Source organism: Mediterraneibacter gnavus ATCC 29149 (assembly GCF_008121495.1).
GTDB classification, from domain to species: domain Bacteria; phylum Bacillota; class Clostridia; order Lachnospirales; family Lachnospiraceae; genus Mediterraneibacter; species Mediterraneibacter gnavus.
Genome location: NZ_CP043051.1, coordinates 1,890,207 through 1,904,629 on the forward strand (window position 1 = coordinate 1,890,207; position 14,423 = coordinate 1,904,629).

At 45.0% G+C, this 14,423-nt stretch carries 15 protein-coding genes; 12 read left to right on the forward strand and 3 right to left on the reverse strand.

Features of this window, described 5'->3' with window-relative positions; genetic code table 11:
• The first annotated feature begins 18 nt into the window (after nt 1-18).
• Genes hisH through FXV78_RS09270 form a run of 3 tightly spaced genes read left to right on the forward strand, consistent with a single transcriptional unit; the run spans nt 19 to nt 2,095 of the window.
• On the forward strand, nt 19-624 hold the full coding sequence (gene hisH, locus FXV78_RS09260) for an imidazole glycerol phosphate synthase subunit HisH (protein ID WP_004841388.1): 606 nt from the start codon (nt 19-21) through the stop codon (nt 622-624).
• 13 nt (nt 625-637) lie between these two features.
• Nucleotides 638-1,402 (forward strand): imidazole glycerol phosphate synthase subunit HisF, encoded by a 765-nt coding sequence (gene hisF / locus FXV78_RS09265; protein WP_004841390.1) that lies wholly within the window; start codon nt 638-640, stop codon nt 1,400-1,402.
• A gap of 24 nt (nt 1,403-1,426) precedes the next feature.
• Nucleotides 1,427-2,095: a uracil-DNA glycosylase gene (locus FXV78_RS09270; RefSeq protein WP_004841392.1), complete on the forward strand. Its 669-nt coding sequence runs from the start codon at nt 1,427-1,429 to the stop codon at nt 2,093-2,095.
• A 5-nt stretch (nt 2,096-2,100) separates the two neighbouring features.
• On the opposite strand, the gene FXV78_RS18970 is transcribed toward FXV78_RS09270, so the two are convergent.
• A complete protein-coding gene (locus FXV78_RS18970) occupies nt 2,101-2,172 on the reverse strand; it encodes a hypothetical protein (RefSeq protein WP_114149219.1) in 72 nt (23 codons plus the stop codon).
• Nucleotides 2,173-2,288: 116 nt separating this feature from the next.
• On the opposite strand from FXV78_RS18970, the gene FXV78_RS09280 reads away from it, so the two are divergent.
• From FXV78_RS09280 to FXV78_RS09300, 5 genes are all read left to right on the forward strand, one after another.
• Nucleotides 2,289-3,020: an ABC transporter ATP-binding protein gene (locus tag FXV78_RS09280; RefSeq protein ID WP_004841393.1), complete on the forward strand. Its 732-nt coding sequence runs from the start codon at nt 2,289-2,291 to the stop codon at nt 3,018-3,020.
• Entirely contained in the window at nt 3,017-4,534 is a 1,518-nt protein-coding gene (locus FXV78_RS09285; RefSeq protein WP_004841396.1) for a COG1361 S-layer family protein, read from the forward strand. The genes FXV78_RS09280 and FXV78_RS09285 overlap by 4 nt, the downstream gene beginning before the upstream one ends.
• A complete protein-coding gene (locus FXV78_RS09290) occupies nt 4,503-5,921 on the forward strand; it encodes an ABC transporter permease (RefSeq protein ID WP_039959442.1) in 1,419 nt (472 codons plus the stop codon). The genes FXV78_RS09285 and FXV78_RS09290 overlap by 32 nt, the downstream gene beginning before the upstream one ends.
• Nucleotides 5,922-6,124: 203 nt before the next feature.
• Nucleotides 6,125-6,388 (forward strand): hypothetical protein, encoded by a 264-nt coding sequence (locus tag FXV78_RS09295; protein WP_009245041.1) that lies wholly within the window; start codon nt 6,125-6,127, stop codon nt 6,386-6,388.
• 3 nt (nt 6,389-6,391) lie between these two features.
• On the forward strand, nt 6,392-7,441 hold the full coding sequence (locus tag FXV78_RS09300; protein ID WP_004841401.1) for an acyltransferase family protein: 1,050 nt from the start codon (nt 6,392-6,394) through the stop codon (nt 7,439-7,441).
• Between the two features lie 15 nt (nt 7,442-7,456).
• On the opposite strand, the gene FXV78_RS09305 is transcribed toward FXV78_RS09300, so the two are convergent.
• The gene (locus FXV78_RS09305; RefSeq protein ID WP_004841403.1) at nt 7,457-8,077 is read right to left on the reverse strand and encodes a response regulator transcription factor; all 621 of its coding nucleotides are present in this window, start codon (nt 8,075-8,077) and stop codon (nt 7,457-7,459) included.
• Nucleotides 8,078-8,081: 4 nt separating this feature from the next.
• Nucleotides 8,082-8,786: a sensor histidine kinase gene (locus FXV78_RS09310; protein ID WP_105084847.1), complete on the reverse strand. Its 705-nt coding sequence runs from the start codon at nt 8,784-8,786 to the stop codon at nt 8,082-8,084.
• A 662-nt stretch (nt 8,787-9,448) separates the two neighbouring features.
• Here FXV78_RS09310 and FXV78_RS09315 point away from each other — a divergent pair.
• The 4 genes from FXV78_RS09315 to asnB all read left to right on the forward strand — a co-directional run bounded on the left by FXV78_RS09315 (nt 9,449) and on the right by asnB (nt 14,421).
• The gene (locus tag FXV78_RS09315) at nt 9,449-10,378 is read left to right on the forward strand and encodes an ABC transporter ATP-binding protein (RefSeq protein WP_039959465.1); all 930 of its coding nucleotides are present in this window, start codon (nt 9,449-9,451) and stop codon (nt 10,376-10,378) included.
• Between the two features lie 14 nt (nt 10,379-10,392).
• Nucleotides 10,393-11,514, forward strand: a complete 1,122-nt coding sequence (locus FXV78_RS09320; protein ID WP_004841409.1) for an ABC transporter permease — start codon at nt 10,393-10,395, stop codon at nt 11,512-11,514.
• The gene (locus FXV78_RS09325) at nt 11,501-12,646 is read left to right on the forward strand and encodes an ABC transporter permease (RefSeq protein ID WP_004841410.1); all 1,146 of its coding nucleotides are present in this window, start codon (nt 11,501-11,503) and stop codon (nt 12,644-12,646) included. Before FXV78_RS09320 ends, FXV78_RS09325 begins: the two co-directional genes overlap by 14 nt.
• A 194-nt stretch (nt 12,647-12,840) precedes the next feature.
• A complete protein-coding gene (gene asnB / locus FXV78_RS09330) occupies nt 12,841-14,421 on the forward strand; it encodes an asparagine synthase B (RefSeq protein ID WP_004841411.1) in 1,581 nt (526 codons plus the stop codon).
• Nucleotides 14,422-14,423: the final 2 nt, after the last annotated feature.

Here is a 14,423-nt window from a genome sequence, read left to right on the forward strand (position 1 = left end):
GATGAAAGGAGCACATACATGACAGTAATTATCGATTATGGCGCAGGAAATATCAAAAGTGTAGAAAAAGCACTGCTCTCTCTCGGACAGGAGGTCGTGATCACAGATGATGCAGATACGATTTTAAATGCCGAAAGGATCATACTTCCCGGTGTCGGCGCGTTTGGCAACGCGATGGCACAGCTTGAAAAAACCGGACTGGATGAAGTGATCCGCGAAGCTGTAAGAAGAAAAATCCCGTTTCTTGGAATCTGTCTTGGTCTTCAGCTCTTGTTTGAAAAGAGTGATGAAGCTTTGGGAGTGAAAGGCCTTGGGGTTTTAAAAGGGGAAGTGAAGAAGATTCCGGCAAAAAAAGGATTGAAGATTCCTCATATGGGATGGAATTCTCTGCATTTTGCGCATAATGGAAAGCTGTTTCAGGGAATCGAAGAGGGCGCATATGTTTATTTTGTGCACTCTTATTACCTGGAAGCAGAAGAAGAGTCGATCGTGAAAGCTTCTGCCGAATATGGGGTACATATCCATGCTTCCGTGGAAAAAGAAAATGTATTTGCCTGTCAGTTTCATCCGGAAAAAAGCGGTGAGACAGGTCTGAAGATCCTGAAAAATTTTACAGAACTGTAAGGGGGAAGAGGCGATGTTTACGAAGAGAATTATCCCATGTCTGGATGTAAATAACGGACGAGTTGTAAAAGGCGTGAATTTTGTGGATTTAAAGGATGCCGGGGATCCGGTAGAGATTGCGAAAGCGTATGACGCGGCAGGTGCAGATGAACTTGTGTTTCTGGATATTACCGCATCTTCTGACGGGCGCGGGACAGTGATCGATATGGTACGGGAAGTGGCAAAGTGTGTGTTTATTCCGTTTACAGTCGGCGGGGGAATCCGCACAGTGGAAGATTTTAAAGCACTGCTTCGCGAGGGGGCAGACAAGATTTCCATTAATTCTTCTGCGATCGCCAATCCGCAGCTGATCCGGGATGCAGCGGATAAATTTGGCAGCCAGTGTGTAGTGGTGGCGATCGATGCCAGAAAGAGAGAGGATAGAAGCGGCTGGAATATTTATAAGAACGGCGGACGCGTGGATGTCGGGATCGATGCCATTGAATGGGCGAAAAAGGTGGAAAGTCTGGGCGCAGGAGAAATTCTTCTTACAAGTATGGACTGTGACGGGACAAAAGCAGGATACGATTTGGAGCTGACCAAAGCGGTGGCAGAGAGCGTGTCCATTCCGGTGATTGCATCCGGCGGTGCGGGGACCGTGGAGCATTTCAAAGAGGCGCTGACAGACGGCGGCGCAGACGCAGCACTGGCGGCATCATTGTTTCACTATAAGGAACTGGAGATCCGGCAGGTCAAAGAATATTTGAGAGATCAGGGGATTTCCGTCAGACTAATATAGAACAAAAGAGAGGAAGTGAACATCATGTCTGGAATCAATGGAGACTGGTATGAAGCATTAAAGGGGGAATTTAAGAAACCTTATTATAAAACATTATTTAATACGGTCAATGAGGAGTATCGGACCAGACAGATTTTTCCGCCGGCGAATGATATTTTCAATGCGTTTCATCTGACACCTTTAAAAGATGTGAAGGTAGTGATTCTGGGGCAGGACCCGTACCACAATTTCAATCAGGCGCACGGGCTGTGCTTCTCGGTGAAAAAGGGAGTGCAGGTGCCTCCGTCTCTGGTTAATATTTATAAAGAGCTGCAGGATGATCTGGGCTGTACCATTCCGAACCACGGGTGTTTGACAAAATGGGCCGAGCAGGGAGTACTGATGCTCAACACGGTGCTGACTGTACGGGCGCATCAGGCGAATTCTCACAGAGGAATCGGCTGGGAGGAGTTTACAGATGCAGCGATCATGGCAGTCAACGCACAGGACCGTCCGGTCGTATTCATCTTATGGGGAGCGCCGGCACAGCGGAAAAAACGAATGCTCAATAATTCGAAGCATTTGATACTTGAAGCGCCGCATCCAAGCCCGTTGTCTGCATACCGGGGATTTTTCGGAAGCAGGCCGTTTAGCCAGACCAATCATTTTCTGGAAGAACATGGCGTTACACCAATCGACTGGCAGATTGAGTAGGGCTGTCAGGAATTCAGATATAGCTGATTCATATGATGCGAAATGGTTGCAGTTGTCAAGGAGAGCCTTTTTGCCAGATCACTCTGGTAAGTGGGTTCTTTTTTATTACAATCTTAAGAAAATTTTAATAATTTACCAAGCAGAAATTTTTAAATTCTTTTATATAATGTAGTGCATTGGGAGGAGGTATGGTGTGAAAAAGATCATTGAAGTAAAGAATTTATACAAACTGTATAAGCTTGGAGATTCTGCAGTGCGAGCACTCAACGGAGTCAGTCTGGAGATTTATGAGGGTGAATTCTGTGCCATTGTAGGTACTTCCGGCTCAGGAAAATCGACGATGCTGAATATGCTGGCAGGTCTGGAAAAACCCACAAAAGGAGAAGTCATTATAGACGGACAGCATATTGAGAATTTAAAAGAAGATCAGCTTGTCAGATTCAGGAGAGAAAAAGTAGGATTTATCTTTCAGTCTTTTCAGCTTTTAGGCAGTATGAATGCGCTGGAAAATGTGGCGCTTCCTTTGAGTTTCCGCGGTGTGCCGAAAGCCCAACGCCTGAAAAAAGCGGATAAGATGCTGGATCTGGTCAAGCTGAAAAAGCATAAAAAGCATCTGCCAAACCAGATGTCCGGAGGACAGCAGCAGAGAGTCGGTGTGGCAAGAGCACTGGTGGTAGATCCGAAGATCATTTTTGCAGATGAGCCGACAGGAAATCTGGATTCCCGTACATCCCGGGAAGTCATGGCGCTGATGCAGCAGGTGGTCAGAGAGCAGAAGAAAACACTGGTCATGGTAACCCATGATGATCATCTTGCGGGATATGCAGATCGCATCTTCCATATTATAGACGGGAAAATCGTCAAAGTAGAAGACAATAGAAAAAAAGCAGGGGAACATGCAGAGCAGGGAGGAAATGAGCAATGAGACGATGGAAACAGGCAATGGGAGTGATCGTAAGTTTTGCACTGGTGGCGGCAATGCTGCTTCCGATGAGTGCACTGGCAAGAGAGCAGGCGATTCCCACGATACGACTGACACTCGGAAACGGACAGACAACACCACAGTATGCAGCAGGAGAGACAAGTGAACTGTTGATTCGGGTCTGGAACAAGGGAACACAGGATGCGGGGAATGTAAAGATTTCTCCGGTACTTGATGATGGGGCGAGCTGGCCGTTTGAAATCGCCGATATGAACAACGAACTGGAGCTGGGAACAATCCCGGCGGGACAGTACGCAGAAGCAGTCTGGAAAGATTTAAAGGTACGCGATGATGTGGAGACAAAATCATACAAACTGGCGTTTACAGTGACTTATGATGATGGTGAGAACCAATTCCAGAGTACACCGTACATCTTTGCGAAGACAACGGCAAAGCCGGAGGAAAAACCAGATGACAATAATAACAATAACAATGCACAGCCGGAAACACCGCAGGAGCCACAGGGCGGCGGGGAAAGTCTGGCTGGTGGAGTGACAAACACGGATCCGATCATCTCCGGAGGAGGAAGTGGCGGTGGAACTTCTACTGCTTCAGTACCGCGAGTGATCGTGGCAGGGTTTAATACAGATCCGGGCGATGTCAATGCGGGAAGCAACTTTAAACTGATCATTCATTTGAAGAATACATCTTCCACGACAGCGGTTTCCAATATGCTGTTTGATCTTCAGGCACCGGCTTCCGGAACAGACGCAGCAGCAGAGGCGCCGGCATTTTTGCCTGCATCCGGTTCCAGCTCGATTTATCTGGATGGAATCCCGGCAGGAGGGACAAAAGATATTTCCATTGATCTGAATGCAAGAGCAGATCTTGTGCAGAAACCATACAGTATTGCGATGTCCATGAAATATGAGGACGGCAATGCCACACAGTTTGAAAGTGCTTCCAGTCTGGCAATCCCGGTAAAGCAGGCAGCCAGATTTGAATTGAGTGACATTGAAGTGGCACCGGAATCCGTTGCTGTTGGAGAAGAAGCAAATATTACCTGCAGTCTTTACAATACCGGACGAATCAAGCTTTACAATGTAAAAGCCAAATTTGAAGGGGAAGGTCTGACAGGAAAAGAAGTATTTGTAGGAAATATAGAGCCGGGGGCAACAGGTTCTATTGACGGAATCGTAACAGCAAATCAGGAGATGGATGAGACGAAAAAGTGTAAAGTCGTGATTTCTTATGAAGATGAAGCCGGAAAGAGTGCGAGTATGGAGAAAGAATTTCCTCTGACAGTAACACCTGCACAGAATCCTGCGGATATGATGCCGGTGGAGGCAGAAGCACCGGAAAAAGGACTTCCGGTTGTTCCGATCGTGATCGCGGTTGTTGTGGTGGCAGGAATTGTTACAGTTGTGCTGCTGCTCAGACATAAGAAGAAAAAAATGGCGGCTTTGGAAGAGGAGGACTTGCTGAATGAGGTGGATCGATTTACTGAGGATGAGTAGCAACAGTCTGAAACGAAGAAAGCTTCGGACGTTTTTGACAGTGCTGGGTGTCGTCATTGGTACTGCATCTATCGTAGTCATGATCTCGCTGGGTCTTGGACTTCAGGAATCGATGTATCAGGAAATTGAGCAATCCGGAGGTGTTACAAGTCTGACAGTGACAGGAAAAGGTTCTTCCCAGATGGGCGGTTTCTATATGGGGGATACCAACAAAGAAGAGGAAGCGAACAAATATACAACAGATGATGTGATCGAACAGATTAAAAAGCTGGATCATGTGGCAGACGTGCAGCCGGTTTTGTCAATTGATGCACTTTTAAAGAAAAACGGATATATCGGATACTGTTCTCTGACAGGTATGACAGAGGAAGGGCTGAAAGATCTGAATATCAAACTGGCACCGGGCGGAAGCCTTCCGAAAGCAGACAGTGCGGAACTGGATCTGGTTATCGGAAATAATGTCATTACAAACTTTTCAGAAGAATCAACAGGAAAGATGTATTGGGAGACAGGAGTGCTTCCGGATATAGATCTGGCTCATGATTCATTGTTTTTGATCCTGGATCAGGAGGGATATAATTCGAGTCAGTCGCCTTCTACGGGAGGGACAACAGCGGAGAGCAGCGGAGACGGCAAGACACAGAAGAGCACAAAGCCGCCGAAAAAGTATGTCGTGCGGGCAAGCGGCATGGTGGAAGGGGATGTGGATACATACAATGCAAATTCCTATTCTGTGTATTGTAACCTCGAGACATTGAAAAGTATGCTGAAAAAGGAGTTCAGCGGCAGAGCGATTCCGGGACAGCCGACTACAAAATCCGGAAAACCATATAAGGATTTTGTATATTCCTCACTGAAAGTCAAGGCAGATGACATTGACAATGTAGACGCACTGTCCACAGAAATCCGAAATATGGGATTCCAGGTGACTACAAATGTGGAGTATATGGACAGCATGAAAAAACAGTTTGCAATGGTGCAGGCGGTTCTTGGTGGAATCGGTGCCGTGTCACTGTTTGTAGCGGCGATCGGAATTGCCAATACAATGATGATGTCCATTTATGAGAGAACAAAAGAAATCGGTGTGATCAAGGTATTGGGATGCAGCCTGCGCAATATCAAGCAGATGTTTCTGTTAGAGGCAGCGTTTATCGGATTTATCGGCGGACTGGTCGGAAATATCTTAAGTTTTTTGATCTCTTTTGTGATCAATGCGATCGTGGCCAGCAGCGGGGCAATGGGAGTGGAAGGAAATATTTCCTATATTCCGATCTGGCTGGCAGCGGCATCCATGATTTTTGCAGTATTTGTGGGGATGGCGGCAGGATATTTCCCGGCACTTCGGGCAATGCGGCTGAGCCCATTAGCAGCAATCCATAACGAATAAAGGAAAAGTATCTATAATAAAAAGTCTGTCCACAGAAAGCGGAATACTTTCTGCGGGCAGACTTTTTTGTGAGAAAAATTGATTGTATGAAAGTGGTTTGGTACTATTTAAAAACCAGTGGTTTAGTGTTATACTAAAACTCTGTAAGGCTGATAATTACGGTGGAATTTCTATTTTATAAATTTGCAAAAAGGAGAAAAACAATGTTTCGATTATGGGCAAAAGAATTTAAAGACAACCGGATGCTGCGGGACACGGTGATCTGCGATGATTCGGATGAGACACGCACACATAAAATTTTCAATGCGCTGGAGGAAATCTGCTATGAGTTTGATCTCAGCAAGCCGATCTGGTTGGATGTGACGATTGCAGAATTTAAGAAGCATGCAAAGGCAAGATTTTATCAGGATAATTTTGTGGATTCCATTGATTTTGATTATCTGGAGATCCAGATCATTGAGGAGTAGCATATGAATAAGAATACATTCAGCAATCGGGTAACATGGTACAATTTTATACTCTGTATTTTTGTTGTTTGGATTCATGCACAGAATACGGATCTGTTTACAGAAGTGGTAATGATAGAGGGAAAGCCGTTGTTTAATCAGATTGAGCAGACGATCGTTTCGGATATCGCAGTGGTCGGTGTGGCAGGATTTTTTCTGTGTTCCGGATACCTGTTTTACAGAAATTATTCCTGGGGGAAAGTGCTGGAAAAATATAAGACGCGGTTTGTGGGGCTGTTTATCCCGTATGTGATCTGGACACTGCTTTACTATTTCATTCATGTAGGGGTGTCCTATATCACACCTTTGCGGGCTGTGTTCAATGAACCACCGATCACAGTAACCTGGAAGGGGATCGTGGATGCGGTACTCAATTACAGATACTGCGCATTTTTATGGTTTTTACAGTTTCTGATCCTGCTTGTGGTGCTCTCCCCTCTTATTTATCTGCTGATCAGCAATAAATATATGGGGATCGTGGCGATCGTTCTGGTGCTTGTCATTGACAGTACCGGTATCTGTGGAGATCTGGCATTCGGAAGTGTACAGGCGCAGGCATTTTGCAACTGGCTGTTTATTTATATGACCGGGGGATATATCGGAATTCATGGAAGTGGTGCAGTAGAAAGTAAAAACACAAGCTGGCTGCTGCTTTTGGCGAGCGTGATTCTTGCGGTTCTGGCGTATTATTTTTTCAAATATTCGCCGAGTATGTTCACCAATCTGATGTATCTTCTGTTGTTTGCGGCTGCCTTGTGGTGCCTTGTCTGCAAGCTGCCGCTTCCGATGGCGGCAAACTGGCAGAAGCATACATTTATTGTATACATGACGCATTTTCTGATCGTGCGTGGGATGAACGTGTTGGTGAGTAAGTATCTTTCCGCATCTATGTGGCCGGGAATCCTTTTGTTTTTCCTGCTTCCGGTGCTTTGCTTTGCGCTGACATCACTGTTTTGGCGGATTTGTGGAAAAGGCCAGTCCTTCGTGTGGAAAATGTTGTCCGGAAACCGATAGAGTGTGGAAAACTGATTACTTATGCCGGTAATAAAATACAGCGACCTGTGTTCTGTCACGCAGATCCAGTTTATCGAGGATGGAACTCAGGTAATTCCGGACGGTTCCTTCACTGAGAAACAGGCGAGAAGCAATTTCTTTGTTACTGAGACCGTCAGCGATCAGGCGTATGATCTCAAGCTCCCGTTCGCTGATGTCGTAGTCTTCCAGGTGGAATGTCGGACCGGTTTGAAGAAGCTCGGGAATCTTGGAAATGATTTCATTTCCGAAAACAGTCTGTCCGGAGTGAACCGCGTGCAGTGCCGGGATGAGGCTTTCGTAATCCTGTTTGAGGAGATAGCCTTTCGCACCAAGTTTTAATGCCCTTACAATATACTCATCATCGGAGAACGTGGTGAGAAGAAGAATTTTCGCATCGGGAAATTCTTTTAATATCTCAGCGGATGCGTCAAGTCCGCTGAGTTCTTTCATTCTGATGTCCATAAGAAGTACATCAGGTCTGTATGTTCTGAATAATCTTACTGCGTCTTTTCCGTCCGTGCCTGTGGCGGAAACGGTAATATCACCGCTGGCTTCCAGAATGGTTTTCAGTGCGCCGGAGACAAAAATATCATCATCAATAATTACAATATTCATAACCTTAATACTCCTGTTCTTTTGGGATAGTGATAAAAAGGCGGAAGCCTTTTTGTATTGTGATCTGCAGGTTTCCGTTCAGGATTTTGAGCCGGTCGTTCATATTGGAAAGACCGATCCCTCTGCTTGAGAATAATGCTTCCCGGTTGTTTTCTGAGAGGGAAAGCCCTTCTTCCAGGGTGCCATTGTCTTCGATACAAAGCTGATACAGTGCAGGGTGTTCCCGCATGGTGATCTGTACCAGAGTGGCATTGCTGTGTCTGGCCACGTTGGAAAGCGCTTCTTTTACAATGCTGATAAAACAATATTTGATTTCCCGCGGAACTTCAAATCCCATGTCATAGTTCAGGGTTACAGGACAGAACGTAAAATCCGAGGTCAGGCTTTCGGCTGCTTCTTTCAGATTCAGTGATTCGTCATGAAGATCGTGGACACTGGTGCGGATGCTGGTCATTGCCTGATTCAGAGAATGATCCAGATCATCCAGAACCGGTGAGAGTGCATCGGAAGCATTGATGGCCTTGGCGGCGCCTGTTATCAGGATGGAGCGGGAGAGCAGATGTCCCACATTGTCATGAATTTCTCTGGCAATCCGGTTTCGCTCTTTCAGTGTGGCCGCATAAATTTCGTAATCCTGTTTTTCCGCAAGCATCCTGTTTTTTTCTTCCAGAAGGAGATTTTTTTCGGTACTGTCGTCTCTTAGTTTCATGAGACTTTGTTCCAGACATTCTGCGGCTTCTGTGCGGTTTTGCAGACAAAAAGCCAGGAGAAACAAGAAGATTCCCCAGAAGGAAAAAAGAGGAATTTGTTTTCCTTCTGACCAGATGCCGTAAAAGTAAAGAACGCTGCATACAAGAGCCGGAACATGATATTGATCCAGAAGGAGTACATAAAATACTGCGGGGAAAAACAGAAACAGCTCCGGGATCAGAAAAGCGGCCGCTATAAAAGCGGTACACAGAACCAGGTGAAGCCTTTTTGACTGTGCAAAATAACTGGTACAGCACAAACACAGGCACAGGAGAAAGGCGCATACAAAAAAATAATCCAGTTTTCTGAAAAAAAGGAAAAAGAAGCCGGACAATATGAATAATCCAGTATTTTCAAGATGGCGCATCGTACAATTCCTCCCGGTAAACAGATTTATCTTTGGATATCCTCAGTATAATACAAAATCAGGATCCGGGCAAAGGAAAAGGCAAAAGGAAAGACGGAAAGTGACATTTGTCATGTGGGGAAATGACAGCGTTCACTACCGGATGGAAAGCGGGCAGTTTATAATTTGGGTATCAGCTGTAGGAAAAGAACAGCGTTCGATCAAACAAGGAGGAGACATATATGGGTGGAACAGAGCGTTTTCAGGAAAATGGAATCATACAGATAGAAAATCTTGTAAAAAGATACGGTTCTTTTGTTGCCCTGGATCATTTGAATCTGAATGTTCGGGAAGGGGAAATTTTCGGACTTCTGGGACCAAACGGATCGGGTAAAACAACGGTGATCAACTGTATGCTGGCACTTTTGAAATATGATAAAGGCAGTATACGGATATTCGGTCAGGAGATGGCACCGGATCATTATGAGGTGAAAAAGCAGATAGGGATCATACTTCAGAATGTGGCGGTTTTTGATGAACTGACAGTATATGAGAATATTGATTATTTCTGCGGACTTTATGTAAAAGAGAAAGAAAAAAGAAAAAGTCTTGTAAAAGAGGCGATTGCTTTTGTAGGGCTGGAGGACTACCAAAAGACAAGACCAAAGAAGCTCTCCGGCGGACTCTTAAGAAGGCTAAATATTGCCTGTGGCATTGCACACAAGCCCAGATTGATTATTCTGGATGAACCTACAGTGGCTGTGGATCCGCAGAGCAGAAACCGGATTCTGGAAGGAATTCAGGAGCTGAACAGACAGGGAGCAACCATTGTTTATACCTCTCATTATATGGAAGAGGTGGAGCAGATCTGCAGCAGGATTGCGATCATGGATCATGGAAGGAGTATTGCTGTTGGCACCAAAGAACAGCTTACCGGGATGATCAAAACAGGGGAAAAGGTGACGATCGAGGCGGTCGTACTAAGTGAGGAGCAGCTTGCAGGAATCAGAGAGCTGCCGCATGTATTCGCTGTTGATTATCAAAATGACATTCTTACTGTACAGTGTACAAAAGCCAGACATAACCTTGTGCGGATCCTTCACTGTCTGGAGGAGCAGGGGACTGCTTTTGGAAGAGTCTACTCAGAGCTGCCGACTCTGAATGATGTATTTCTTGAGATTACAGGAAAGCAGCTTCGCGATTAGAGGGGGGGAGAGAGATGTTTCATTTGATAAAATACAGTGTGATCAGAAAAGTAAAGAATTTCAGTATGTTATTTTGGCCCTGCATGTTTCCGCTGATTCTCGGAACGCTGTTTTATTTTGCATTCGGGAACATTTCAGAGTCAGATTTTGAAACTGTTCAGGCTGCTTTTGTGGAAGAGAATCCGGGAGATTCAGTATTTCCGTCATTCCTGGAAGAAGTCAGCAAAGAAGAAACTTTGATCCATGTGGAAACAATGACAGAAAAAGAAGCGTTGCAGAAGCTTGAGGATCAGAAAATCTCCGGAATTTTTTATGGAACAGAAACGCCTTATCTGAAGGTGGGAAAAAACGGACTTGCTCAGAGTATTATGCAAAGTCTTCTGGAGAGCTATCTAAATGGAAAGGATACGCTGGAAACAGTGGCAGATGTACATCCTGAAAATATGAAAAAGGCGGTTGCCGCGATGTCGGACTATCAGGAACTGGTAGAGAATGTTTCCGCAGGCGGCAGAACGACCAACGGGAACATGGGATTCTTTTATGCGCTGGCTGCGATGGCGTGCATGTACGGCTGTTTTATCGGTCTTGGTTCTGCGATGTGGCTGCAGGCAAACCTGAGTACTTTGGCTGCGAGACAATGTGTATCTCCGGTACACAGACTGAAGATGATACTTACGGAGCTGATCTCTTCTTTTATACTTCATTTTTTAAATGTGGTGATTTTAATTGTTTACTGCAAATATGTACTTCAGATGGAATTTCAGGGAAGTATGGGAAAAATGCTGCTGATTGTGGCGGCAGGCTGTGTAATCGGAGTGAGTATGGGAATTCTGGTGTGCAGTATCGGCAAGTTCAGCGAGGGGATCAAGGTTGGAATCATGCTTGGGATTTCTATGACAACCAGTGTGCTGGCTGGTCTTGTGAATGTACAGATAAAACATGCCGTTGACCGTGCATTGCCCCTTGTAAACAAACTGAATCCGGCGGCAGTAATCTCAGATGCTTTTTACTGTATTAATGTGTATGACGATCCGGTACGGTTCAGAAATGACATTCTTACACTATTTATCATGTGCGCAGTAATTCTTGCAGTTTCATTTGTGGTTGTCAGGAGGGAACGTTATGACAGTATTTAAAGGATACATGAAGATTATCGGTCAGAACAGAATGTTGATACTGCTATATGTTGCTATTTTTTTCGGATGTACGCTTCTGTTTCAGTCCACAGCGGGAAAGTCAGAAACAAGTTATCAGGCGGAAAAGCTGAATATTGGAATTGTCGATGAGGATGGAGGAAGTCTTGCAGAGTCTCTGACAGAGTATCTTGGAAATCTGCATCATCTGATTCCTGTAGAAAATGACGTTTCTGAGATACAGGAAAAGCTGTATTACAGAGAAGTGTATTATGTGGTCAGAATTCCGGAGAATTTTTATGAGAAATGTATCAAGGGAGACGAAAAACTTTCTGTGACAAAAATTCCGGATACATATTCGGGCAGTTATGTGGATCAGCAGATCAACAGCTTTCTGAATAATGCCAGAACGTATCAGGCAGCAGGATTTACGGAGGCGGAAGCAGCGAGTGCTCTTGAGAGGACACAAAGCGTGAAGGTAACCTTTTTAAAGGATGGGAAAAACACAGAAGATGCTCCGTATGTATATTATTTTCGGTATATGCCGTATCTGTTTCTGGCATTATCTGGATTTGTGATGGGTAATATTCTGATTGTTTTTCATAATCCAGATCTGAAAAAAAGGATGGCGGCATCTCCTGTTTCCGGAAGAAGACAAAGTCTGGAGGGGATTTTGTGCATGAGCCTGGCAGGGATTGCGCTGTGGATCTTTGTAATTGTAATTGCGATTGTATTTTTTGGAAAAGATTTTTATACATCAGGAAATTTTGCATATTACCTGTTGAATTCGGTATTCATGCTTTTCGTAGCGATTGCGCTGGCATATCTGATGGGAACAATTGCACCGAACAGAGACGCGTTGACCGGAATTGCGAATATCATTTCTCTGGGAATGTGCTTTCTGGGAGGTGCGTTTGTGCCTCTTGAGTTCATGGGAAATGATGTAAAAGCTGTGAGTCAGTTCCTTCCGGTATACTGGTATGAGAAAGCAAATGATATTCTTGCTGATTTCGGACATCTGACAGCTTCTGCAAAAGGACAGTTCTTGCAGGCGATTATGATACAGCTTGTTTTCGCAGCAGCATTTGTCTGCCTGGTACTGGTGGTTGAAAAATATAAAAGAGTGGATTCATAGCAGGATGCGGACTGTGACTGTGGTGGAGCGACTGCGGGAAGTGGAGAATTAGGAAAAAACCAACTTGACAAACAGGAATTGTCAGTGTAAAATGCAAAACATATCAGACAAAGGCGTCTTTTACGTATATTTTTACGTGAAGGGGGCCTTTTTTTGTTGTGATAAGAGAATCTGATTACAGGAGGGGCTTGATTATGTGTTCAATTATAGGATATTGCGGTATTTGCGATGATCTGGATGAGTTTCAGAAAGGATTTGATAAAACGATTTCCAGAGGACCGGATGACAGCAGGATTGTAGATACCGGAAATGGTCTGCTTGGATTCCACAGACTTGCGATCATGGGGCTTACGGCATCCGGGATGCAGCCGTTTTCACTGGGTGGCAGTTATGTGGTATGCAATGGAGAGATTTTCGGATTTGAGCGTTTGAGAGAAAGCCTTTCCGACAGATATACGTTTCAGAGTGATTCGGACTGCGAAGTGCTTCTGCCGCTCTATGAGACATATGGTACAGAAATGTTTCGTATTCTGGATGCGGAGTTTGCCTGCATCATCTATGACGGAAAAACACAGGAATATATTGCGGCAAGAGATCCGATCGGTATCCGCCCGCTCTATTATGGATATGATAAGAAGGGAACCATCGTATTTGCAAGTGAAGCCAAAAATCTGATCGGGCTGTGTGAAAAAATCCATCCGTTCCCGCCGGGGCATTATTATAAAGACGGAGAATTTGTCTGCTACTGCGAGATTACAAAGGTGGATGAGATCTGTCAGGATGATCTGGAGCAGGTGTGCGCCAATATTCGGGAAAAACTGGTGATAGGGATCGAAAAGCGGCTGGTGGCAGATGCGAAAGTCGGATTTCTTCTCTCCGGAGGGCTGGATTCGTCGCTTGTGTGCGCAGTGGCAGCGAGAAAGAGTAAAACTCCGATCCGTACATTTGCAATTGGGATGCAAAAAGATGCCATCGATTTGAAATACGCAAAAGAGGTGGCAGATTACATCGGAAGTGAGCATACAGAAGTAATCATTACAAAAGAGGATGTGCTCTCGGCACTGGAGGATGTGATCGGACTTTTGGGAACGTTCGATATTACAACGATCCGTGCCAGCATAGGGATGTATCTTGTCTGCAAAGCCATTCATGAGCAGACGGATATCCGGGTTCTTCTGACCGGAGAAATTTCAGATGAACTGTTTGGATACAAATATACGGATTTTGCACCGTCGGCGCAGGCATTTCAGAAAGAATCAGAAAAGCGGGTCAGAGAGCTGCATATGTACGATGTCCTTCGGGCAGACCGGTGTATTTCCGTAAATTCTCTGGAAGCCAGAGTGCCATTTGGAGATCTGGACTTTGTCCGGTATGTGATGGCAATCGATCCGGAGAAAAAGCAGAATGTGTATCGGAAAGGAAAATATTTGCTCCGCCATGCGTTTGAGAAAGGGGACTATCTGCCGGAACATATTCTCTGGAGAGAAAAGGCAGCATTTTCGGATGCGGTGGGACATTCTATGGTAGACGACCTGAAAGAGTACGCTGATACATGTTACACAGAGGAAGCGTTTGAAAAGGAACGTCAAAAATATACTTATGCACAACCGTTTACAAAAGAGTCTCTTTTGTATCGGGAGATTTTTGAAAAATATTATCCGGGACAGGCGGAAATGATCGCAGGCTTCTGGATGCCGAATCAGGAGTGGGAGGGCTGTGATGTGACAGATCCATCTGCACGCGTACTGGCGAACTATGGCGCCAGCGGAGAGTAAAA